The sequence below is a fragment of the Arthrobacter sp. 24S4-2 genome (assembly GCF_005280255.1).
GTDB lineage: Bacteria > Actinomycetota > Actinomycetes > Actinomycetales > Micrococcaceae > Arthrobacter.
Genome location: NZ_CP040018.1, coordinates 1,598,953 through 1,622,464, shown reverse-complemented (window position 1 = coordinate 1,622,464; position 23,512 = coordinate 1,598,953). Strand labels below are relative to the sequence as shown.

General features: G+C 66.2%; 12 protein-coding genes and 1 pseudogene. 5 read left to right on the top strand and 8 right to left on the bottom strand.

Annotated elements, in window-relative coordinates; all coding sequences use genetic code 11:
• Nucleotide 1: 1 nt before the first annotated feature.
• The 7 genes and pseudogenes from FCN77_RS07410 to FCN77_RS07385 form a co-directional block, all read right to left on the bottom strand.
• A pseudogene (locus FCN77_RS07410) lies at nucleotides 2–6,081 on the bottom strand (Ig-like domain-containing protein).
• Between the two features lie 87 nt (nucleotides 6,082–6,168).
• Nucleotides 6,169–6,669 (bottom strand): hypothetical protein, encoded by a 501-nt coding sequence (locus tag FCN77_RS27605; RefSeq protein WP_368074322.1) that lies wholly within the window; start codon nucleotides 6,667–6,669, stop codon nucleotides 6,169–6,171.
• Nucleotides 6,666–12,404 carry an Ig-like domain-containing protein gene (locus FCN77_RS07405; protein WP_368074321.1) on the bottom strand — a complete coding sequence of 1,913 codons (5,739 nt, stop codon included), beginning with the start codon at nucleotides 12,402–12,404 and terminating at the stop codon, nucleotides 6,666–6,668. Before FCN77_RS07405 ends, FCN77_RS27605 begins: the two co-directional genes overlap by 4 nt.
• Before the next feature lie 151 nt (nucleotides 12,405–12,555).
• Nucleotides 12,556–13,956: an adenylate/guanylate cyclase domain-containing protein gene (locus FCN77_RS07400; protein WP_254678895.1), complete on the bottom strand. Its 1,401-nt coding sequence runs from the start codon at nucleotides 13,954–13,956 to the stop codon at nucleotides 12,556–12,558.
• Nucleotides 13,946–14,581 carry a PH domain-containing protein gene (locus FCN77_RS07395; protein ID WP_137321746.1) on the bottom strand — a complete coding sequence of 212 codons (636 nt, stop codon included), beginning with the start codon at nucleotides 14,579–14,581 and terminating at the stop codon, nucleotides 13,946–13,948. The genes FCN77_RS07400 and FCN77_RS07395 overlap by 11 nt, the downstream gene beginning before the upstream one ends.
• Nucleotides 14,574–15,581: a biotin--[acetyl-CoA-carboxylase] ligase gene (locus tag FCN77_RS07390; protein ID WP_254678894.1), complete on the bottom strand. Its 1,008-nt coding sequence runs from the start codon at nucleotides 15,579–15,581 to the stop codon at nucleotides 14,574–14,576. The genes FCN77_RS07395 and FCN77_RS07390 overlap by 8 nt, the downstream gene beginning before the upstream one ends.
• A 50-nt stretch (nucleotides 15,582–15,631) precedes the next feature.
• Nucleotides 15,632–16,522, bottom strand: coding sequence for an NAD(P)-dependent oxidoreductase (locus tag FCN77_RS07385; protein ID WP_137321745.1), 891 nt, complete (start codon nucleotides 16,520–16,522; stop codon nucleotides 15,632–15,634).
• A gap of 206 nt (nucleotides 16,523–16,728) precedes the next feature.
• On the opposite strand from FCN77_RS07385, the gene FCN77_RS07380 reads away from it, so the two are divergent.
• From FCN77_RS07380 to FCN77_RS07365, 4 genes are all read left to right on the top strand, one after another.
• Entirely contained in the window at nucleotides 16,729–18,312 is a 1,584-nt protein-coding gene (locus FCN77_RS07380; RefSeq protein WP_137321744.1) for an acyl-CoA carboxylase subunit beta, read from the top strand.
• A complete protein-coding gene (locus tag FCN77_RS07375; protein WP_137321743.1) occupies nucleotides 18,312–18,578 on the top strand; it encodes an acyl-CoA carboxylase subunit epsilon in 267 nt (88 codons plus the stop codon). The genes FCN77_RS07380 and FCN77_RS07375 overlap by 1 nt, the downstream gene beginning before the upstream one ends.
• Nucleotides 18,579–18,673: 95 nt before the next feature.
• Nucleotides 18,674–20,359 (top strand): DUF885 domain-containing protein, encoded by a 1,686-nt coding sequence (locus FCN77_RS07370; protein WP_137321742.1) that lies wholly within the window; start codon nucleotides 18,674–18,676, stop codon nucleotides 20,357–20,359.
• 195 nt (nucleotides 20,360–20,554) lie between these two features.
• On the top strand, nucleotides 20,555–22,000 hold the full coding sequence (locus FCN77_RS07365; protein ID WP_137321741.1) for a dicarboxylate/amino acid:cation symporter: 1,446 nt from the start codon (nucleotides 20,555–20,557) through the stop codon (nucleotides 21,998–22,000).
• Nucleotides 22,001–22,112: 112 nt separating this feature from the next.
• Here FCN77_RS07365 and FCN77_RS07360 read toward each other — a convergent pair whose 3' ends face one another.
• Nucleotides 22,113–22,658, bottom strand: a complete 546-nt coding sequence (locus FCN77_RS07360; RefSeq protein WP_137321740.1) for a hypothetical protein — start codon at nucleotides 22,656–22,658, stop codon at nucleotides 22,113–22,115.
• A 173-nt stretch (nucleotides 22,659–22,831) separates the two neighbouring features.
• Here FCN77_RS07360 and FCN77_RS07355 point away from each other — a divergent pair, with 173 nt between their 5' ends.
• Nucleotides 22,832–23,512, top strand: coding sequence for a TetR/AcrR family transcriptional regulator (locus FCN77_RS07355; RefSeq protein ID WP_137321739.1), 681 nt, complete (start codon nucleotides 22,832–22,834; stop codon nucleotides 23,510–23,512).

Sequence of the window (23,512 nt, the reverse complement as noted above, 5' to 3'; positions counted from 1 at the left end):
GTCAGCATCCGCCGGGCTTTGGTCCCCTCAAGTCCACGGTGGTGGACTTTACGTACCAGCCGCTCTTCGCGGATTCCGTCAGGCGGTACCAGTCGGTGCCGTTGCCATAGATGTCCTTGGTGCAGTCAACCTTCAGCCAGCCCCACGAATTTTCCACCCAGCCGACACCACACGACGGACCGCTCGGGTTGTATGAGTCAGGCTGGCCCGGTTTGCCGGGACAGGTGCTGTTGTGTGCCCGAATTTCGGAGACCGCGGGCGGCGGAGCAGGGTCGTTGCCCGAGGTCGAAGATGCGCTGCCGGTAGGGCCGACTGAAGCCGTAACGGCGCGGACCCGAAGGGTATGGGTCTTGTCCCAGCCGCCGCCGGAGACGTCGTAGCGGTTGGCGCTGCCGACGTTCGTCCATCCGCCGCCGTCGACGCTCACCTCATAGAATTTAAGCGCCCGGCCGTTGGTGGCAGGGTCGTTCCAGGTCCAGTGCACCTGGCCGTCGCCGACGGCGGACTTCCGTCCGTCCACGTTGGGTGCGTTCGGCGGTCCGTACGGGTTGGCCGTGCCGATGGCTTTGGCATCACCCGAAGTGTTGTTCTTGATCGAGGTGGCGATGATGTTGATGGTGACGTTGGTTCCGTTGGGAAGCCCGTTGATGTTCCCTCCGCCCGGGTTGATGGCACCCTGCTGGCCGCTTGAGGCGCTGTAGCTGTAGCGGATTTCCGTGGCTTGGGAACCGTTCCGCTGCGCCGGCGTCAGTTCGGTGAACGTCACCTTCAGCTGGCCGCTCGTTCCGGTTTCCACCACCGTCCCGCTACTCACCGTGCCCGGCTTGCCGGCGGCCCGGATGGGGGCCGACTTCCCACTGGTGCCGCTTGTACCGGCCTTGTTCGTGGCGGACACGGTGAAGGTGTAGTCCGATTCCGAGTTGTCGACGGTCACGTTCTGGGTGGTCCCGGACGTCACCTGCTGGCTCGTGACCGCGGCACCGCCCCGGTAAGTGGTGAGCGTGTACGCCGAGATGGCATCACCGTTGTTGTTCGGCGCCGGCCAGCTGACCTTGAGCTGGCTTTGCGTTCCCACCGAGCCGGCCCCGGCGACACTGGGTGCGGCCGGCGTGACCGGAACACCGGCAGGAGTTTCCGCAGCCGAGTAGGCGCTCCACTCGGACGGCTCCTTGGCGTCATTGCGGGCCAGGACGCGGACCTTGTAGGCCACACCGTTCTGCAGCCCCTTCCAGACGTAGCTGAGCGAGGTCAGGTTCTGGATCTGGGCGTTCTGTCCGGGGGGAGCCGGGGAGATTTCCAGGTCGTAGGACTTGATCGGGGACCCCTTGCTGGCCGGGGCGGACCAGCTAACGCTCAGCTGCTTGTCGCCAAACCTCAGCGCCGGGGCCACCGGAGTGTCCGGCTTGACGTCGGGCCTGACCTCGGCCGAGACGGGAGACCTGTCGGAATCGCCGAACTCGTTGGTGGCCGTCACCTGGAAGTGGTACTTGGTGTTGTTGACCAGGTTGTTCAGGGTGCAGGAGTTCGCCGGGCAGTCCTGTTTGTACCCGCCTTCGCCGTAGACCGTGTACTTGGTAATGGGTGAGCCGCGGTCCGCAGGGGCGGTCCAGTTCAGGAGGGCAGTCCGGTCACCCACGCTTTGCGCCTGAGGGGTGGCGGGGGCCAGCGGCTTGTCCTTGACCGTCAGCCTGATCCGGGCCGTGGCATTCCGTGAGGCTTCCCCTGTTTTGTCCTCCACGGTGTAGGACACGATCAGCGTGCCGGTGAAGCCATCGGCCGGGGTGACGTTCACGTTGCCCCCCGCCACGTCAACGTTCCCAAGGCCCGTTTCAACTCCGGTCTGGACAATCTTCAACGGAGTTTCCGGGAACGGGTTGGAGTCGTTGGCCAGCACGTTGACGGACACGGTCTTGCCCGCCGCCGCATTGGGCTCCAGATCGTCGCTGGCAACGGGCTTCGGCCGGTTGGAGGCAGTGACCGCCAGCTGGAACGTTGCCGTTGCTTCCAGCCCGCGCGGATCCTTCGCCCTCACCTGCACGGCTCCCGAGGTGCCGGTGGCCGCTGAGCCGTCCGCGGACGTCTTCAGGGTCTTCCCCTCGATACGGGCGTTGAAGCCGGCCGGGCTGTCGCCCACCAGCTCGTACTTCATGTTGTCCACGTCGTCCCGGTCCGGGTCCGACGCCAGCCGGCTCAGGTCGGTGCTCGCCGAGTCGCCCTTCGGGACGTCTACAGCGCTTCCCAGCAGGGCGGGCGGATTGTTCCGGTTGGGATCCGGAAGGACCTTCGTGCGGATGCTGAGCGTGGCCTTGAGCCCGTCCGGGTCGTCGGGGCCGCTTCCGTCCGTCACCTCGAAGCTCAGCGAGCCCGGACCGATGTAGTCCACACCCGCGGTGCACTTCAGCGCTGTGCCGTTTCCGGCCACGGGATCGCCGCCGTCGGCACCGATCAGCTTGATCCGGTCGGTCTGGGTGAGGCGCGGCGACCGTCCGTCGCGGACCTTCACCCAGTCGTTCAGGTTGACCGTGACAGACTGCCCGGCAATGACTTCAAGGACTTCATCTTTCGCCAGCGTGGGAACCTGCTGGCCAAGTCCCGGGACCCAGATGATGGCGGTGGACTTCTGGCCGTCCACGTCCTCCACCTCGTAGGGGATGAGCTGCGGCGCTTCGGTGAGGTCCACGATCATGTTTCCCTCGGTGCCCGGCCGCGCGGTCTTAGCCGCGGTGCTGATCTTCAGGTTTTCGCCCACGCCGTCGGGGTCCTCGTCATTTTTCAGGACGGGGACGTCGACGGCGGTTTTGCCCAGCGTCTGCGCGGACGTCACACGGTCGTCCCGGGCGATGGGTGCCTGCAGCGGCACGTTGCCGTCCACCACCATGCGGATGGTGGCCTGGGCTGACGCGCCACGGTCGTCGGCCACCGTGTAGCGGACGTTCACGGTGCCCTCGGCGCCGGGCGCCATTAGCAGGATCCGCCCGCTCTGTTTGCTGACCGTGGCCTGCAGCGCAGGATCCGCTTCGATGCCGTCGGTGAGGATGCGGATCAGATCGCCGTCGGGGTCGGTGTCGTTCCCGGTGGCATCGACGGCGATCTGCCGGCCCGGCCGGACCTTCACTTCATCATCCACCGGGGTGGGCTTCTGGTTGTTGTCACTCCGCGGCGCAATGCCCACCGTTACGGTGCCCGTGTTGACGGCACCCTGCCGGTCCACCACCTTGTAGCGGAAGGTGTCGGTGCCTGCGCCGTCGCCGGCTGCGGTGAAGTCGATGAAGTTGCTGCCCACCGTAGCGGTGCCCATGTTGGGCGTGCTGTCGATGCCGGTGAGCTGGACCGAGTCACCGTCAGGATCGATGCCGTCCAGTTCCACCGGAATGCGCACCGACCCCGATGCGACCACCCGTGCCGTGAGGTTCTTGGGCTGGGGCCGGGAGTTCTCCGCGCCTTCCAGCGGCAGGATGTGGATGGTGACGGCGGCCGCGCTCTTCTGCCCTTGCGGGTCCACGGCGTTGTAGATTGCGCGGACGGTCTTGGGCTGCGGACCGGCGATGAACCGGAGCGTGTTTTCGGACACGAAGCTCTTGCCGTCCTGGTCCGCCACCGCCTGCGGCAGCACCGGATCCACGGTCAGCTTCTCGCCCTGGGGTGGGTGTCGTTGGCCAGCACCGGAATCGTGACGACGTCGTTGACGCGCACGTTGACTTCGTCCGGTTTCGGCTGGGGGGCTTCGACGACGGCAGGCGCCGGAACCGGGACCACTGACACGCTGCCTGTGGCGGACTTGCGGCCGCTGGACATCGTGTAGGTGAACAGGAACGGCTCCTTGGTGCCGACGATATCGGTGATGCGCAGGACGCTGTGGTCGATCACGCTCACAGATGCCGTGGAGTTTTCCGGGAGGGTCACTGACTGCAGGACCAGCACTCCCCCGGAGGGATCGGAGTCGTTGGCCAGCGGGTCGAGGAGCACGCTTCCGCCTGTCGGCATGAGCGCAACGTCATGGACCGCCACGGGGTCGCCGGTGTCGTTGCCCGATTCCACATCCACGCGGATGAGCCCCTGGCTGCTTTGCGGACCGTTGCTCGCGATGTAGCTCAGGTAGACAGGGCCGGCGGTCTCGCTGCGGAAGGTGAAGGTTCCGCCGTCGGTGACGGGGCCGAGTTCGGCCGGCCCGGAGGCCTCCACCTGGGCGAGCCGCAGGGCGCCGCCGTTGGGGTCGACGTCGTTCTTCAGCGGTGCGATCACGAGGTCCTGGCCGACGACGGCGGTGACGTGGTCCGCATTGACCACCGGCGCGAGGGCGCCCGGCGGCTGCACGTTCACCACAACCTTGCCGGTGGTGGTGGCGCGGCCGTCCCAGATGGACACCGTCACAGACTTCTTGCCAGGTGCGGCGCCGGAATCCTGGTAGGTCAGCAGGCCGTCGCGGCGGACCTTGACCTGGTCCTGTTGGTTGTCTGCTGTGGCGTCCATCAGGACCAGGTCGTCGCCGTCGGGGTCGGTCCAGTCGGTGAGGATGTTCTGGCTGACGGTTTTTCCCTGTTCCACGAGCATGGTGGTGGGGTCGCCGCGCTTGAAGACGGGCGGTTTGTTTTCGTCAGGGCCCACGACGTTCAGGGTGACCTGGCCGCCGGCGGACAGTCCGCGGCCGTCGGATGCGTTGTAGTTGAAATTTTCGGTGCCCGGCTTGGTATCCGGAGGCACTGTGATCTGGAAAGCGGTGCCGCCGTAGATGTTCTGGAGGCTGCCGGACCTGGGCCCGGAGGTTCCAACGGACGCCGTCAGGACGTCGCCGTCGGGGTCGGAATCGTTGTCCAGGATGCTCAGGACCGTGGTCCGTCCGGGGCGGACGCCGACGGCGTCGGGCTTGGTTTCCGGCGGCCTGTTGGGTTTGGTGCGGTCCGGCAGGATGTTGACGGTGTTGTTGTCCGCCGATTCCTGGTCCTGGTCGTTGGACTGGTTTTTGGGCGGGACGACGTCGTCCCAGTTGTTGACCAGCTGCATGTTCTGGTTCACCAGCCACACATTGCCCGAATTCACGTCGTTCAGGACCACCAGGTCCCGGTTCACCCGGAACACATACGACGGCGACGCACTCGCCTTGGGCACATCCACGTTCTTGTCATCAGCATCATTCACGCAGTCACGGACGTACTTGTTCGCCCCCGACCACGCCGCATGGACACACCCGCCCAGCTGCACCGGCGCCGCCGGCACACCCTCACCGCCGAACGTGACCGTCTTCGCCGTCGAGCCGTCCAGCGGCTGCCTCAACAGCGCCTTCTGCGTCGCGACGGCAACACTGTCCGACGCCGGACCGGACTGCTGCAGCTTCGCGTCCCGCGCGTCCGCCAGCGCCAGCTCACGCCCGCCCGGCAGGAACAGCTTCCCCCGGCCCGCATCCAGCACCACCGGCTTATCCCCCACCACCGCCAGCTGCAGATCCCCCGCACCCTTCAACCCGCCCCACGTTTCAGATTTAGACTCCGTCACGTCGCCGTTGGAATCCACCCCGGTCACCGTCACCTGGCCGGATGTGGGATCCGCGGAATAGATCCGGTCATCGGAACCCACGGCGGAGACCAGGCCCTCAGCGCCGACAAGGGCGGGTTTGCTGGACTCCTCGTCAAACGCGTTCACCGTGGATGGGGACAGCGCCCAGACCTTGCCTTTGGCCGCATCGGTCACCGAAATGACCTGCGCACCGAAACTGACATCCGCCGCACCCGGCAGCTGTTTGTCGCCGCCCAGGCGCATGTTCGCGGCGGAAACCTGGTTCAATGTCGAACCCGTCTCATCATCCACAAACACGTTCCCGGCATCCTGCAGCACATCGAACGTGGTACTCGCCGGCGTCACCGCACCGTCAAGCACACGAGAGGGGTAGTTCAACCGCCCCACGGCGTTCTTGGTCTTGCTGACTACCCACACGCCGCCGTCGTTCAACTCCACCTCAGTGGTCTTGAACCCGGGATAAATCACGGCACCAGCGACCAGCGCAGCACCGGCCACCGCAAAAACGGCGCCCGAAACCAACTTCCTGCGGCGCTCCCTGAGACCCAGCTTGCCGAACAGAGTTGTCACAAGTTTTCAAATCCCTCAAAATCGCAGCCGCCCCCAGGGCAGCGTGTCCAAAGACCCGGTACCGGGCTCTCTGTTTCCCGCGATAGCCTACCCAACCATGTCCCGGACCGCGATGGGGAGCCCTCCCCACGCCTTTGACCTGCGGTTCCTCGTGCCCCGGGGCTCAGCATTGCGGGATCCCTGGGGGCCGGGATCCCCCAGCGTGGTGTTGCTGACGTGGATCGTCCGTCCGACGTACCGGCCATCAGGGGCTGAGTTGATCCGGTACCACTGGCCGGGGCCCCGCGCGTCAGGGACCGTGCGCCACATCCAGCAATTCACACTGAAGTTGTTGCCGTTGTAGATCCAGGGGTAGCCGCTGACCTTTCCGTCACAGCGGTGGCCGGGCGTCGTCGAGTCCCAGGACGTCTGTCCCGACGCCGGCAGGTCCGTGCAGGTGCGGTATCCGGCGGCGGGAACTGTGGTGTCCCAGCTGGTTTTGGCCGGGCCCGACTGGGCGGCAGCGGTTGCGATGCCGCCGCCGGTTCCCACGGAGTTGACGGTCTGGACCTGAATGGAGTGGCGTTCATCGAAGCCCCCGGTGTTCACGGTGCGGGTGCCTGAAGCCGCCACCCGTTCCCAGCCGTTGCCGTCGATGTTGATCTGCGTGTAGGCAACGTCATTCGTGGACGTCGACGGCGAGTTCCAGCTGAAGCTGAGCGACTTCTGGTTCTGGCCGCCGTTCTGGCCCGAAGCCGAAGGGGTTCCGGGGCGCCGTACGGCGTGGCAGCGGCAGCGGCGCTGGCATCCGAGCTAGGTGCCACAGCGGAGTTGGCGGTCACCGTGAAAGTCCAGCGGGCACCATTGGCGAAGCCGCTCACGGTCTGTCCGGGCTTGATTGCTCCGGACTGGGTTCCGGACGCCGAGCTGGCATTGTAGGTGTAGCTGACCTCGCCGTAGGCGGAGCCGTTGCGCTGCTCGGCGGTAAGTTCGCGGAAGTTGATGGTGACCTGCTGGCCGGCGCCGCCGGTGTTGGCCTCGGTGGCGCTGACCCCGGAGACCTGGGAGAGCTTGCCGGTGGCGCGCCGGGGTGCTGACGGCTGGCTGACGGCCCCCTTTCCCGCCTTGTTCTCCGCCTGGACGGTGAACGTGTAGGACGACTCGGAGTTGTTGGCGGTGAAGTTTGCGGTCCGTACCGTACCGGGCACCGTCTGGGTGTGGGTGGTCCCGTCGCCGCCGCTCATGGTGACGTAGTAGTTCCTGATCGCGTCGCCATTGGTGTCGGGTTCGCTCCAGCTGACCTTCAGCTGGTTGGAGCTTCCGACGGCGGAGGCCACCGTGGTGGTCGGCGCCGCGGGGGCGGCCGGCACTCCGGCGGGGTTGTCCTCTGCGGAGTAGATCCCCCAGTCGGACGGCCCCAGCTCGTTAACGGCCTGGGCGCGTACCTTGTACCGCACGCCGTTAGTCAGGGACGGCCAGGTGTAGTTCAGCCCGGTCACGCCGTTCTTGACGGCGATCCCGTTGGCCGGCGGCGGGGAGATCTCCAGGTTGTAGCTCTTGACGGCGGAACCCTCCGTTTTGGCCGCGGGCCAGCTGACCACCATGTTCTTGTCCCCGGCCTTGACCGTGGGAGCCTCCGGCGGGGACGGCTTTTCATCCGGCCGGATCTCATTGGACGGCACCGAAGGCGCGGATTCGCCCACCTCGTTGGTGGCCGTGACCGTGAATACGTACTTCACGTCGTTGGTCAGCCCGGAGAGGGTGCAGGTGGTGGTGGGGCATTCCTGTGTGAACCCGGTGGAACGGACCGTGTACTTGGTGATGGGGGCACCGTTGTCGGACGGAGGCGCCCACTTGAGCACGGCGGTCCGGCTTCGGACGTCCGTTGCGGACGGTGCGGAGGGCGCATCCGGCTTGTCCCGCACCGTGATGCGCACCCGGCCGGTTGCCTGCCGGCTCGGATCTTCTGTCTTGTCCAGCAGCGTGTACCGGACAACCATGACGCCCTTGAAGCCTGCTGCGGGCGTGACACTGACGGAGTCCCCTGCCACGGTGGGTGATCCGGCGGCCGAGCCCGTTTCCACGGCCGCTGAGACGATCTTCAGCGGTGCATCACTGAAGGGATTGAAGTCGTTGGCCAGGACGTTAATGGATTCGGTCTTCCCCGCGTTGGACTTTTCCACGACGTCCTCATTGGCCACCGGCAGCGGGCGGTTCGACGCGACGACTGTGGCCGTAACCGTGGCCTTGGCCGGTTCGGAGCGGCCGTCCGTGACTTTCAGCGGGATGGAGCCCCTGCGTCCAGGCGTTACTGCAGAGTCCGCACTGACCTTCAGCGCCGAGCCCTCCAGCGTGGCCTTGAAGCCCTCGGGCAGTGTCCCGTCGAGTTCGAACTTCAGCTTGCCGGAGTCGCCGTCGTCCACGTCCTTGGCGAGGTTTCCCAGATCCAGGGCGGCGGTCTCGCCCTTGGGGACATCGAGGTCGCTGCCGCTGAAGCTTGGCGGGTGGTTCGCGTTGGGGTCAGGGATGACCCGGGTGATGATGCTGAGGGTGGATTTCAGTCCCTGTGCATCGTCGGGACCGGTCCCGTCCGTCACCTCGAAGGTGACGGAGCCGGGGCCCACATAGTCCAGGAGGGCGGCGTAGCGCAGGGTGTTGCCGTCGCCGGTGACCACGTTCTGGCCATCCGCGCCCTGCACCTTGACCTTGTCCACCTGGGTGATCCTCGGGGTGCGCCCTTCCCGGACGCGGACGTATTCCTTCAGGTCCAGGCTGACTTCCTTGCCGGACATGACTTCGACGACGTCGGTCCTGGCGAGGGTGGGGTATTGGTCCCCCTGGCCCGGGACCCACATGACCGCCGTCGCGCTTTGGCCGTCGATGTCGGTGACGGTGTACGGGACCAGCTGGTCGTTCGCGGTGAGGGTCACCACAACGTTGCCGTCGTTGCCGGCGCGGGCGTTGGGGTTGCCGTCCGGCAGGCTGATCTTGAGATCCGCGGCTACGCCGTCGGGATCGGAATCGTTTTTCAGCACCGGAACGTCCACGGCTGCCTTGCCCAGTGTCTCCGCTGGAGTGACAACATCGTCCTGGGCGACGGGGGCCTTCAGGGTGGCATCGGGGCTGACCTGGACCCGGACGACTGCACTGGCCTGTGCCTTCTTGTCATCCTGGATCTTGTAGCCGACGCTTTCATGACCGGCAGCACCGGGCGCGGTCAGGAGCACTTTGCCGCCTTCGGCTGCTTCGACCTTGAGTTCGGGGCGGCCTTCGAACCCGTTGGAGACCAGGCTGATCGGGTCGCCGTCCGGGTCCGAGTCGTTGCCCAGGGCGTCGACGGCGATCTGGCGGCCGGGGCGGACGTCGACCGAGTCGTCAACGGCGATGGGCTTCTGGTTGTTGGGTTCCTGCGGGGCGATGCCGACGATCACGGTGCCGGTGTTTTCGGCGCCGATCCGGTCCCGGACCCGGTAGCTGAAGGTGTCGGTGCCGGCGGCGTTCGCGCTTGCCGTGAATTCCAGGTAACCGTCCCTGACGACCGCGGTCCCCATCGCCGGAGCCTTGTCGACGCCGATCAGCTGGACGGAGTCCCCGTCGGGGTCGATGCCGTGCAGCGGAACGGGAACGCGGACCACCATCCCGGCGACCACGCGCGCCGTGAGGTTCTTCGGCTCGGGGCGGGTGTTCCGCTCGTCATCGCGGCCGCGGACGTGGATGGTGACCTGCTGCGAGTCCGACTGGCCGGACGCATTGGTGACCTTGTAGATCGCATAGACGGTTTTGGGGACATCGCCGGCGATGAAACGCAGGGCGTCGCCGGCGACAAAGGTGCGCCCGTCCGCGGCGTCGGGCGCCTGGGCCAGAACCGGCTCGAGGGTCAGCTTCCCGCCGTCGGGGTCGGCGTCGTTCTCCAGCACCGGGATGGTGACAACGTCGCCTGTCCTGACGGTTGCTTCGTCAGGCTTCGCCTGGGGTGCCTGCAGTTTCGCCGGCGCGGGGACCACCAGCACGGCAATTTCGCCGGCGGCCGAGGACTTCCCGTTCGAGATCGTGTACTTGACGTTCAGCTGCCCCTCGGCCCGGATGTCGGTGATCCTGACGACTGAATGGTCAAGGACGGCCGCGCTGACCGGAAGCCCGTCTGCCGCCGTCACCGACTGCACCACCAGGACACCGCCGGAAGGGTCAGAGTCATTGCCGAGGACATCCACCAGGACGCTGCCGCCGCTGGGAAGCAGCGCTGTGTCCCGCACGGCCACCGGGGCTCCGTCGCCGCCGCCGGGGACCACATCCACGCGTACCAGCTGCTGGGCACTGGCGGGTCCGTTGGTGACCATGTAGGTGATGTAGTGGGTCCCCTGCGTCGAAGCGCTGAACGTGAACGTCTGCTGGTCGGCTCCGAGGGTTGCGGTGGAGTTGCCGTCCGGCGCCACCTGGGCGAGGCGCAACGCGCCGCCCTGGGGGTCGGTGTCGTTCTTGAGCGGGGCAATCACGGTGTCGACGCCGGCGATGGCGACGACGTGGTCCGCGTTGGCGATGGGCGGCAGGGCACCGGGTGCGCGGACATCAACGGTGATCTTGCCCTCAGTGGTATCCCGGCCGTCGCCGACCGCCAGGGACACCGTCTTGCGGCCCGGCTCCGTTCCGCCGTCCTGGAAGCTGAGCAGGCCGTCAGGACGGACCTTCACCTGGTCACGGGGGTCGCTGCTGACGGCTTTGCTGACATACAGGTCGTCGCCGTCGGGGTCGATCCAGTCGGTGAGGATGTTCTGCGTGACGGACTTGCCGGCCTGGACCACCAGCGCGGTGTTCCGGTTCGGCTTCTGCCGCGGGGCCGTGTTGTCCCCCGGCGGAATGATGTTCAGGGTTACATCGGCGGAGGCGGAAAGGCCCCTGCCGTCGTCGACGGTGTATTTGAACGTTTCCGATCCCGTCTTGTCCGCCGGGACGGCTACCTGAAAGCCGGTGGAACCGTAGATGGGCGCGAGCGTCCCCGAGCCGATCGCATCCGGACCGCGCACGGTGAGGACGTCGCCGTCGGGATCGGTGTCGTTGTCCAGGACCGGAAGGACGGTGGTTTTGCCGGCCCTGACACCGAAGGTGTCCGGTTTGGCGGCGGGCGGGTTGTTAGGCTTCGTCCGGTCCGGCAGCACTGTCTGCTGGACTTCGTCGGCGGAGTCCTTGTCCGCGTCATCCGACGTCTGCTGCGGCGGGACGACGTCGTCCCAGTTGTTGACCAGCTGCATGTTCTGGTTCACCAGCCACACATTGCCCGAATTCACGTCGTTCAGGACCACCAGGTCCCGGTTCACCCGGAACACATACGACGGCGACGCACTCGCCTTGGGCACATCCACGTTCTTGTCATCAGCATCATTCACGCAGTCACGGACGTACTTGTTCGCCCCCGACCACGCCGCATGGACACACCCGCCCAGCTGCACCGGCGCCGCCGGCACACCCTCACCGCCGAACGTGACCGTCTTCGCCGTCGAGCCGTCCAGCGGCTGTTTCAGCAGCGCCTTCTGCGTGGCGACGGCAACACTGTCCGACGCCGGACCGGACTGCTGCAGCTTCGCGTCCCGCGCGTTCTCCAGCGCCAGCTCACGCCCGCCCGGCAGGAACAGCTTCCCCCGGCCCGCATCCAGCACCACCGGCTTATCCCCCACCACCGCCAGCTGCAGATCCCCCGCACCCTTCAACCCGCCCCAGGTTTCAGATTTTATTTCCCGGGTCACACCGTCCGCGGACATTGCCGTCACGGTGACCTTGCCGGATTTCGGATCAACGCTGTAGATCAGGTCATCGGATCCGACGGCGGACACGAGTCCCTGCGATCCCTCAACCGCGGGTTCACTCGATTCCGCATCGAATCCGTTGACGGAAGAAGGGGACAACGCCCAGGTCCGGCCTTTGGCGGCGTCGGTCACTGAGATGACGTCGGACCCGAAACTGACATCCGCCGCACCGGGCAGCTGTTTGTCGCCGCCCAGGCGCATGTTCGCGGCCGAAACCTGGTTGAGCGTGGATGCCTCGTTGTCGTCGACAAACACATTCGCCGCGTCCTGCAGCACGTCGAACGTGGTGCTCGCCGGAGTCACCGCACCGTCCAGGACACGAGAGGGGTAATTGAGCCGGCCCACCGCGTTCTTGGCCTTGCTGACCACCCACACACCGCCGTCGTTCAACTCCACCTCAGTGGTCTTGAACCCCGGATAAATCACCGCACCCGCCACCAGCGCAGCACCGGCCACCGCAAATACTGCGGCGCGCAGTGTTTTGGTACGCCGACGGCTCCGCGTCGGTCCTGATTTTGGCCGCACGTTTCCAAGTAGCCGCTTCATTACCAGTTTTCCCCCACAAAAGAGCACTCCGCGCATGCCAAAACCCGGCAGAAAAGTGGCGGGTCAGTTCCGACTATGCCATAAGGCCATCAATTTTAGAAACCCCGTGAACGGCCGCAGAACTCGGCAATGCCGCGGGGAACAGTCCAGATCAGTCCAGGACCAGGCCGCGGCCGCTGCCGCGCTGCAGGAGCACGGGGTGGATCTCACCGAAACCGCGGACTTCCTCGGCCTTTTGCGGAACCAGCACAAACCGTTCGTCCTGTTCCAGGGCAGCTGCGGTCATGGAATCGACCAGCACCGTGCCCGGGTCTGCCAGTGCCGTCAGGCGGGCAGCCAGGTTCACCGTGGGGCCGTAGATGTCGCCCAGGCGCGAGAGGATGCGGCCCCAGACCATCGCGACCCTGGCCTCTGGCAGGATCTCGTCCTCGGCAAAGGCATGCGACAGCGCCAGGGAAATTTCCGCACCGGCTGCCGGCGTCTCAGCGATATAGAGGACTTCGTCGCCCACCGTTTTCACGAGCCGGCCGCCTCCCACGGAGATGATCTCGGCGCACTTGTTCTCGAAGCGCTGCACCAGTTGGGCAAGGGTCTTTTCGTTCATGCGCCGGGAAAGGCTGGTATAGGAAACCAGGTCCGCGAAGCCGACGGCCCGCGCAAGGGGCAACGGGGCGTCATCCTCGTCACCCTCGCGGCCCTCCTCGCTTGCCTGGAGGCCGGCCTCGGCCCGCACGGCCAGGCGCTGGACACCGGCGTTGAGCTGGCGGCGCCAGGAATAGACCAGCATTTCCTCCAGAGCATCAACGAGGGACGGCAGTTGGTTGACCAGCCGCTTCCGGGCCACGGCGTCCGGAATGCCCTGCTGGTGGACCATGTCCTCCACCAGGGCCTCGATCTGCCACACCACCATGCGGTCGGTCATTTGCCCGATGGCACGGGTGACGGAAATTGCTGCTTCTTCGGTGAGCTTTCCGGCCCGGACCAGGTCCACCACGGTGGACAGCGCCGCCTGGTCGCGTTCGGTGAATGCCATATCGTCGTCGCCGAGGTTGGGAAAGCCCAAGGCGCGCCAAAGTTTGCGTGCAGACAGCAGGGACAGGCCGGCACCGGCGGCCACTTCACGGCGGCGCAGCTTGCGTTCCCCGCCCAGCAGCCTGGCCTCGAGCGCTTTGGCTGCCAGCCGTTCGGCGGAAAGCACCCCGGTGGGAGTGGGTTCGGCGCGCGCCGAGTCCCCGGCGGCGCTTTCCGCCGCATAATCACGAGCCACGGGGTCATGGGGTATCGGCTGGTGGAACACCGGGTCGTGAGGTACGGACGTTTCGAGCACGGGTGCCGCAACGGACGCGGAGTCCAGTGAGGTGGAGCCCAGCGAGGCGGCCTCAACGGACGCAGTATCCACCAGGGCAGGTTCCGGCTCCAGCGACACCGCGTCCAGGGTGGCTGTTTCGATGATCGCAGCCTCGAGCGTGGCGGTTTCCACCACGGCCTTCGGCGGCGACGGCAGCTCAGAGGGCTCCGGCTCATTCATCGGGCCGGCATTCTCAGCGCTCATCTCTTCCACCTTCTCTCGTATCCCACCCGTATCGCGTCACGTCCCCGGCCAAGCCCTGAGCCCGGTCGGCCTCAAAAATCCCACCGTCAAAACCCGCACCATCAAACGTCGCACTGTCCGGCAGTTCATCGATCGCGTCGAGGACAAAGTTGCGAAACCGTGCCACCTCCGGAACATCCGGGATCACGGCGTCGACGCCATGCCCGGTGTCCAACGATATATTCCCGGAACGCAATATGCGTTGCCACAGCGACTGGCTCACCTCCACGTGACGCACCGCGGCGAGCGAAATCTGCATATCCCGCCTCCGCAACATGCCGTAACGGGCAACTATCCGCCGGCTGGTCAGCACGTACTGCGTCGCGTGCCATTTGAGCAGACGCGGCAGACAATACCCCAACAGTATCCACGCAACTGCGGCGACGCACACTGCGACAAGCCAAGGCGTCCATTCCCCGGTGATCAGCGGCACCAGCCTCGCCGGTTCGCCTTTGATGATCCAGGCACTCGCAAAGGCGCCCAACGCAGGAACGACGATGAACAGCAGCGCCGGAATGAACAGCTTCCGGGGCTGCGGCCGCGTTACAGTGATGACCTGTTCACCCGGCAGGAGATCTCTACGCATATCCGCTTTCCGCGGTGCCGGGTTCCTTGCCCTCCGAGCCCGGCGGCGTCCACGGCCGGAGATGGACCACGTCGCCGGCAGTCACGACGTGCTCGTGCTTGGCCGCATCGACCACCAGGAGGGAGCCGTACTCGTCCAGGCGGGATGCGTGGCCGATGATTTCGTGGTCGCCCGGCAACTGCGCGCGCACCTGCTTGCCGAGAGTGGACATCACCGATTCAACGCGCTTGTGCAGTGACGGCCCGCCGGCCATCCCGGCGGCGGGATCGCCATCGGCATTGCAGAAATTGCGGTAGAGCGCAGCGAAGCGTGAGAGGTAACTCTTGAGCAGCGTGGTGCGGTCCACCGTGCGGGCGTTCTCCAGGAAGACGGACGTTGCCGTTGGAACCGGCAGTTCCGCCGCAGTCAGCGTGACATTCAGGCCCGTGCCGAGCACCACCGGAGGGACGGAACCGTCCCCCATAGGGCCCAGCTGCGCAAGGATCCCGGCAATCTTCTTGCCGCGCACCATGACGTCGTTGGGCCACTTGATCTCGGCCGGGATGCCCGCCGTCTCCAGAAGGGCTTCGCGCAGCGCAAGGGCCGCGAGCAGCGAGAACCACGAATAGCTGTGCGTGGGCAGCGGCCGCCCGTCCGCGTTCACCGGCCGGAGCACGATCGAGACCGACACGGAGCTCAGTGCCGGCGCCTCCCAGTGCCGGTCCAGCCGGCCGCGTGCCGCGGTCTGGTGTTCGGCGGTCAGCACCGACAGGTCCGGCCACGCCCGGGGATCCACAGTTACGCCCTGGAGGAGGTCAGCGTTGGTGGAACCTGTGGAGTCCACCACGGTGAGCTGCGCGATGCCGTTGGCCGCCAGGAAATCGCCGCTGCCCAGCTCGCTCCGGTCCAGCCCCACGCGGGCGACCGCCTGTGGCTGCACTGCCGGGGAGGCGCCTGTGGGACTGTCCGGGGAGGGCGGGTTGATCGGTTCCTGACCGTCGGCGTGCTGTGGGGCGTCCATAGTTGAATCCTACCGAGTTGGCGCAGCTCCGGCCGTGGATGCGGACGTTCTCAAAGGAAAATGTCAGGCACCAGGCGGCTCTCCGGAGCGCCGAGGCTGTATGCGGAGAAGTCAGTCACACCGGCCGCTGCGAGTACTTGTTCGTCAGTGTAGAAATTGCCGGTTAGGGGGCCGGCTTCGCCTGTCGCGTTGCTGCCCGTCAGCACGGCATGCGCCGCATCCGCCATGATCTCCGGCCCGCGCGCGGCCTTGACCATGGTCTCGCCGCCGGGCATGTTGCGGATGGCGGCGGTGTCGATCAGCGTGCACGGCCAGAGCGAGTTGACGTTGATGCCGTCATCTTTCAGTTCGTCGGCGAGGCCAAGCGTGGTGAGGCTCATGCCGTATTTCGCCATGGTGTACGCCAGGTGCATGCCGGCCCATTTTGGATCCAGGTTCAGGGGCGGCGAGAGGGTGAGGATATTTGCGGACGGTGACCGGCGAAGGGCCGGCAGTGCGAGCTTGGACAGCAGGAAGGTGCCGCGGACGTTGATGTCCTGCATGAGGTCATAGCGCTTCATGTCGATGGCGTCCGTCTTGGACAGATCGATGGCGGAGGCATTGTTGATCACGATGTCGATCCCGCCGAAGCGTTCGACGGCGGCGGCAACCGCACCGGCCACGTCGTCATCATTGCGCACGTCTCCGACGATCGGGAGCGCCTGGCCACCGGCGGCCTGAAGCTGTTCGGCGGCGCTGTAGACAGTGCCTTCGAGTTTGGCGTGCGGCTCGCCCGTCTTCGCCATCAGCACTATGTTGGCGCCGTCCCGCGCGGCCCGGGTGGCAATGGCCAGCCCGATGCCGCGGCTGCCGCCGGACATCAGAATCGTGCGGCCATGGAGGGAACCGGCGGCCTGGTACGGCCCTGCGGCGGTGCCCGAAGCATCATTGCTTGAAGTCATAAGGACACTCTAACTGACTTATGTTACCGACGAGTAACATACTGTCCGGCTCGTCTATGGCGCGGAAAATTGTAGGGTTTCTACAGCGGTCAGGGCCAATAGCGTCACTAGACTAGCCAACAGGGCCCGGTTTTTGTGCGGAAGCTACTTAAGCGCCGTCGAACTACAGGGCCAGCGACTATCAGCTACAGAGCCGGAGACACTTGATGAGCCACGATCTGACAACGACCGCGGGAAAGATTGCAGACTTCCGCGACCGCCAGGCGCGCGCCGAGCAACCATCCGGCCCCGAGGCCATCGAGAAGCAGCACGCCCGCGGCAAGAACACCGCACGCGAGCGCATCGACCTCCTGCTCGATGAAGGGTCGTTCGTTGAGTTGGACGCCCTTGCCGTGCACCGCTCCACGGCCTTCGGCATGGAAAAGAAGAAGCCCCTCGGCGACGGCCTGGTGTCCGGCTACGGCACCGTGGACGGCCGTCCCGTCGCCGTCTACAGCCAGGACTTCTCGGTCTACGGCGGCTCGCTGAGCCAGGTCAACGGCGAAAAGATTGTCAAGGTGCAGGAGTTCGCCCTCCGCAACGGCTGCCCGGTGGTGGGCATCCTCGACGGCGGCGGCGCGAGGATCCAGGAAGGCGTGGCTTCGCTGGCCATGTTCGCCGACATCTTCCGCAACAACGTCCACGCCTCCGGCGTAGTCCCGCAGATCTCGCTCATCATGGGCCCTTCCGCCGGCGGAGCGGCCTACTCCCCCGCCCTGACGGACTACGTGGTGATGGTGGACAAGACCTCGCACATGTTCATCACGGGCCCCGACGTCATCAAGACCGTCACCGGTGAGGACGTGGACATGGAGACCCTGGGCGGCGCACGCCAGCACAACGCCACCACGGGCACGTCCACTTACCTCGCCTCGGACGAAGCAGATGCCATCGAATTCGTCCGCGAACTCCTGGACTTCCTGCCCTCCAACAACCTGGCCGAAGCTCCCGTGCTGGAACACCAGCAGGAACTGGACGTCGACGACGACGACCTCGCCCTGGACGTGCTCATCCCGGACTCCGCCAACCAGCCCTACGACATGCGCAAGGTCGTGGGGCAGATCGTCGACGACGGCCACTTCCTGGAGATGCAGGCCCTCTACGCGCCCAACGTGATGATCGGCTACGGCCGCATCGAAGGACACACCGTGGGCATCGTCGCCAACCAGCCCATGCAGTTCGCGGGCACGCTGGACATCTCGGCTTCGGAAAAGGCCGCCCGCTTCGTGCGGCACTGCGACGCCTTCAACATCCCCATCATCACGCTGGTGGACGTGCCTGGCTTCCTGCCGGGCAAGGACCAGGAATTCCAGGGCATCATCCGCCGTGGCGCAAAACTCCTCTACGCCTACGCCGAAGCCACGGTCCCCAAGCTCACCGTGATCACCCGCAAGGCCTACGGCGGCGCGTATATCGTGATGGGCTCCAAGAAGCTCGGCGCCGACCTGAACCTGGCCTGGCCCACGGCGCAGATTGGCGTCATGGGTGCCCAGGGCGCCGTCAACATCTTGTACCGCCGGGAACTCGCCGCGGTTGCGGAGGCGGGCGGCGACGTCGAGGCCAAGCGTGCCGAAGTCATCAGGCAGTACGAGGAGGAGCTCCTCAACCCGTACCAGGCCGCCCAGCTGGGCTACGTGGACGCGGTTATCGCGCCCTCCGAAACCCGGATGCAGCTCATCAAGGGCTTGCGTGCGCTGCGGGACAAACGCGCCAGCCTTCCCGCCAAGAAGCACGGAAACATCCCGCTGTGATGCCGGACGTGGAGCCGGGCCGCGGCGCGGCGGCGGGGAGCGAAACGGCGGGGAGCGAACCAGAAGCTGCGGAGCCGCTGTTCTCAGTAGTCAAAGGCGAACCGAACGACGAGGAACTGGCGGCACTGACCGCCGTCGTACTCTCCCTCGGCACCGCCGCCGCCCAAGGCGAGGCGAAGCCCAGCATCCGGCAGTGGGTCCGGCGACAGCAACTGCGGCTGGCACCAACTCCGGGGCCGGGAGCCTGGAAACGCAGCCGGGGGTAAGGCGGTGCGGATTGCCGCCGCAGCGGCCGTCCGCTGACACACCGAAAAGTTCAGTGAGTCTTTCATAACTGGGACTGCCCCGTTAGTCTCGTGGGGTGACTACCGAACCCGCCGCCTCAGCGCGCCCCCACACAGCCATCGACGCCGTCGCCGACGCCTACACGGATACGCTCATCAGGCTCAACCCGAGCTTCGCCACAGTGCTGGGCGTGCCGGGCCACGAGACCGAATTCCAGGACTTTTCCCCGGCCGGAATAGCGGAGTTCGCCACCGCAGCGCGCGAAACCCTGGCGGCCCTGGACGGGCTGGAGCCGGAAGACGACGTGGACGCCGTCACGCTGGACGCCATGCGCGAACGGCTGGGACTGCAGTTGGAAATCCACGCGTCCGGCTGGGATGCCGCCGAACTGAACAACATCGAATCGCCGGCGCAGAATATCCGCTCCATTTTCGACCTGATGCCCACCGATACGGAGGAGCACTGGGAGCACATCGCCGGTCGCGCCCACAGCGTTCCCGGAGCGATCGACGGCTACATTGAATCGCTGCGCTCCGCCAGGGAACAGGGCAAGGTCTCCGCCGCGCGGCAGGTGTCAATCGTCATCGAGCAGGCCACCAAGTATGCAGCCGAGGACGGCTTCTTCGCGAAAATGGCCGCGGGCTCGAAGACCAAGGAAGGCCAGCTTTCGGCTGGACTGCAGGCAAAGCTCGACGGCGGCGCTGCCGCGGCCCGCGCCGCCTACGCCAGGCTGGCTGATTTCCTGTCCACCGAACTGCTCCCCGCAGCCCCGGACAAGGATGCCGTGGGCCGGGACCGTTACGCGCTGGCCTCCCGCGCGTTCCTCGGAGCCGCCGTGGACCTCGATGAGACCTACGCCTGGGGCGTCCAGGAACTGGACCGGCTCATTGCCGAACAGGAACGCGTGGCCGCGGAGATCCGCCCCGGCGCGTCGGTCGAGGAAGCCAAGGAGATCCTCAACAACGATCCGGACCGCCAACTCAAGGGCACCGACGCCCTTAAGGCCTGGATGCAGGACCTCTCGGACAGGGCGATCACGGATCTTGCCGGCGTGCACTTCGAGATTCCGGACATCATGAAGACGTTGGAATGCCTGATTGCACCCACCGACGAGGGCGGCATCTACTACACCGGACCCACCGACGACTTCAGCCGGCCGGGCCGGATGTGGTGGTCTGTCCCCGCGGGCGAGGACACCTTCACCACCTGGGCCGAGACCACCACAGTGTTCCACGAAGGCGTCCCCGGGCACCATTTGCAGATCGCCACGGCGATCTACCGCCGGGAGCTGCTCAACAAGTGGCGGCGCAACGTCTGCTGGACATCCGGCCACGGCGAAGGCTGGGCACTCTACGCCGAAAAGCTAATGCAGGAACTGGGCTACCTCAAGGACCCGGGCGACCATATGGGCATGCTCGACATGCAGCGAATGCGTGCCGCCCGGGTGGTGTTCGACATCGGCGTCCACCTGGAGCTCGACGTCCCGGAACGCTGGGGCGGCGGAAGGTGGACTCCGGACAAGGGCTATGCCTTCCTTAAAGAGAACCTCGCCATCAGCGTGGGACAGCTCAACTTCGAATTTGCCCGCTATCTCGGCTGGCCCGGCCAGGCGCCCTCCTACAAGGTGGGGCAGCGCCTCTGGGAGCAGATCCGTGCCGAACTCGAGGCCCGCCCCGGCTTCGACCTCAAGGCCTTCCACACCAAGGCCCTGAACATCGGCTCCGTGGGCCTGGACACCCTCAGGCGGGCGCTGCTGACGTAGGCCCTGAGGCTGACTGCACCGGCGTCTGGGCCACTCAGGCGCGAGACGTTTGCCACACCTGCGCCGGGAATAACTTCACAAAAGGGCCCCATTACGCCATTCTCTGGGGAATTCGAAGGGCGGATCGATTTTATTCCCGTAACATTTCTCAACGTGCGTTCGTGGTGGTATGCATCCCGCGCCTAGCGTGTTCGGGTGACCATTCAAACCAGCACCCCCTTCCCCGCCGGAAACACCGGCTTCCGGCTGCCCAAATGGGTCGGATCGTTCGGCTTCCAGATCATCGCCGCCCTCATCGTGGGCCTGGGCCTTGGCCTCCTTGCCAAGTACACGGGAAGCACCAAGGCAAGCCCCAATGCCCTCGGCGCCACCCTGCAGACCATCGGCTCGAGCTACGTCTCGCTGCTGCAGACCGCCGTGGTCCCGCTCATCTTCACCGCCGTCGTCAGCTCCATCTCGAACCTCCGGCAGGTGTCCAACGCCGCGAAGCTGGCGTGGAACACGCTGCTTTGGTTCGCCATCACGTCGCTGATCGCCGTGCTGATCGGCATTGGGCTGGGCGTGCTGCTGCAGCCCGGCGCCGGCACCGGCATCACCCAGGAAGCTAAGTACAGCGGCAAGTCCGGTGACTGGTGGGCCTTCCTTATCGGCCTGTTCCCGAAGAACTTCCTGGGCCTGGGCGCCAGCACCACCGTAACCGACGGCGTGGCCACCACCGCCGTCAGCTTCAACGTCCTGCAGATCCTCGTGATCGCGATCGCCGTCGGCGTGGCCGCCCTGAAGGTGGGCAAGGCCGCCGAGCCGTTCCTCAACCTCAACGCCTCGGCCCTTGCCGTGATCCAGAAGGTCCTGTGGTGGATCATCCGGATTGCCCCGATCGGCACCGTGGGCCTCATCGGCAACGCCGTGGCCGTTTACGGCTGGGACACCATCGGTTCGCTGGGCAAGTTCACGTTTGCCATCTACGTGGGCCTGGCCCTGGTGCTGTTCGTGGTCTACCCGGTCCTGGTCCGCACCCACGGACTGTCCGTCAAGCAGTACTTCTCCGGCGTCTGGCCGGCCGTGCAGCTGGCCTTCGTCTCCCGTTCCTCGGTGGGCACCCTGCCGCTGACCCAGCGCGTGACCGAGCGGAGCCTGGGCGTCCCCCGCGCCTACGCCTCCTTCGCCGTGCCGCTGGGCGCCACCACCAAGATGGACGGCTGCGCCGCGATCTACCCGGCCATCTCGGCGATCTTCGTGGCCCAGTTCTTCGGCATCCAGCTCGACTTCACCCAGTACCTGCTGATCGCCCTCGTCTCCGTGCTGGGCTCCGCCGCAACGGCCGGCACCACCGGCGCCGTCGTGATGCTGACCCTGACGCTGTCCACGCTGGGCCTCCCCCTGGCCGGCGTCGGCCTCCTGCTGGCGATCGACCCGATCCTGGACATGGGCCGCACGGCCGTCAACGTGGCCGGGCAGGCGCTCGTCCCCACGATCGTGGCCAAGCGCCAGGGCATCCTGGACGAAGCGTTGTACAACGCACCGCGCAATGGCGACCCGTTCGTGGACGACGACGCCGCCGCCCCCGCCGCCGTCGACCCCTCGGCTGCCGCTTCGGCAGCTGAGCGGGACGAACGTGAGCTGGCCGACGCGAAGGCGTAACCGCCTTCACCGCGGTGGCTACGAGCCGCAGTTAACGCAGACGTCCCCGGGAATTTCCCGGGGACTTCTGCGTCTGGCGGCTTCCGGTCACCAACCTCTCAGGTCAATACACCTAGCGCCCTCGGCCGCCGATTACGCCCTTTTCGACGGCCTTCGTGACGGCGTCGGCCTCTGCCTGGGTGAGTGTGCCGGCCGCGACAGCCTTGTCCAGCCTGGTCTTCAGGGCGGCCGCACGTCCGGACTGCGCTTCGGTGCGCAGCTCCTCCAGTGCAGCGGTTACTTTGGACTCGTCAATGCCCAGGGATGCCGCGAGGGACTTGGCCAGTGCAGCTTCCATAGCGGCGCGGTCCGGCTTCTCGCCCTTCGCGGGCCGGGTGGCGGGCTTATTCGCGTCCCGGAACGCCTTCAGCGCCTCGGTGACCTTGGCTTCGTCAACGCCGAGCTTTGCGGCGAGCTCCGACGCCCGTACTCCGCCTCCGTGCCGGCCGCCTTTGTACCCGTGGTCATGGCCGTCGGTGTTGGCGTCAGCCGATGCACTCGCTGACGGCGTGGGAGTCGGCGTGGTCGCGGCCGACGCGATTCCGCTGACACCGATCCCGGCTCCAACAACCAGGGCCGCGGCGCCCAGGCCAAGGCCCAACTTCTTTCTGCTTGTCATGGCACGTCTCCTCGATCTGCCGCAGGAACACGGCTGTTTCCGAAGGTGGCTAGAGTTCGCCTACCTTCCCTAAGCGTCCAGCATTCCCATAAGGATGAGCTGTCATCCAGCTGTTAGGAAGCTGTGAATCCAAAAACTTGCACAGAGTGTAAAAATGCACGTAGTGTACGAACATGCCCACCATCCCCGCCGGCAGCGACACCGCTGCACGCCCGGCGCCCTCGCGCCGGGAACTTAACAAGGCCGCCACCCGACAGGCCATCAGCGATGCCGCCCTCGAGCTCCTGCGCGGCAGGGGGCCCGGGAACTTCACGGTGGAGGACATCGCCGACGCCGCCGCGATCTCCCGCCGGACCTTCTTCAACTACTTCAGCAGCACGGAGGCGGCCCTGGCCTCGGTGACCCACGGTTTCCTGGACAGCGCCCTGGCTCAGTTCCGGCTGCGGCCTGCTGACGAGCCCATCCTGGAGTCGGCCAGGGCGGCCCTCGTCCAGCTGGCGGACCCCATGACGGTTGCCCCCATGGCCGAGCTGTACGGTCTGGCGCTGTCCAATCCGCAGCTCAACCGCTCCGAACTTGAAGCGTGGGACCACTGCACCGGGCAGATCATCGAGGCCGCCCGCGAGCGCTTCGCCCTGTACCCCGGCACCGAAATCAACGAACTGTACCTCCGCGCCCTGGCCGGCTCGGTGATCTCCTGCGGCAAGGCCGCCATGGACGTCTGGTTCGCCCGGTGCGGTGCGGACCTTTCGGCCGAATCGCTGTCCACGCTCCGCCAGCTCCTGATCGATGCCATGGGCCTCCTCGGCTCAGGATTTACGCCCCCAGCCAACCTCTCCACAGATCGGCACTGA

Bases quoted from the DNA above. Each gene is read 5' to 3' on its own strand.
- FCN77_RS07400 (WP_254678895.1), bottom strand. From the start codon at position 13,956: ATGAGCGCTGAGAATGCCGGCCCGATGAATGAGCCGGAGCCCTCTGAG.
- FCN77_RS07390 (WP_254678894.1), bottom strand. From the start codon at position 15,581: ATGGACGCCCCACAGCACGCCGACGGTCAGGAACCGATCAACCCGCCC.
- FCN77_RS07385 (WP_137321745.1), bottom strand. From the start codon at position 16,522: ATGACTTCAAGCAATGATGCTTCGGGCACCGCCGCAGGGCCGTACCAG.
- FCN77_RS07375 (WP_137321743.1), top strand. From the start codon at position 18,312: ATGCCGGACGTGGAGCCGGGCCGCGGCGCGGCGGCGGGGAGCGAAACG.
- FCN77_RS07405 (WP_368074321.1), bottom strand. From the start codon at position 12,404: ATGAAGCGGCTACTTGGAAACGTGCGGCCAAAATCAGGACCGACGCGG.
- FCN77_RS07380 (WP_137321744.1), top strand. From the start codon at position 16,729: ATGAGCCACGATCTGACAACGACCGCGGGAAAGATTGCAGACTTCCGC.
- FCN77_RS07355 (WP_137321739.1), top strand. From the start codon at position 22,832: ATGCCCACCATCCCCGCCGGCAGCGACACCGCTGCACGCCCGGCGCCC.
- FCN77_RS07395 (WP_137321746.1), bottom strand. From the start codon at position 14,581: ATGCGTAGAGATCTCCTGCCGGGTGAACAGGTCATCACTGTAACGCGG.
- FCN77_RS07360 (WP_137321740.1), bottom strand. From the start codon at position 22,658: ATGACAAGCAGAAAGAAGTTGGGCCTTGGCCTGGGCGCCGCGGCCCTG.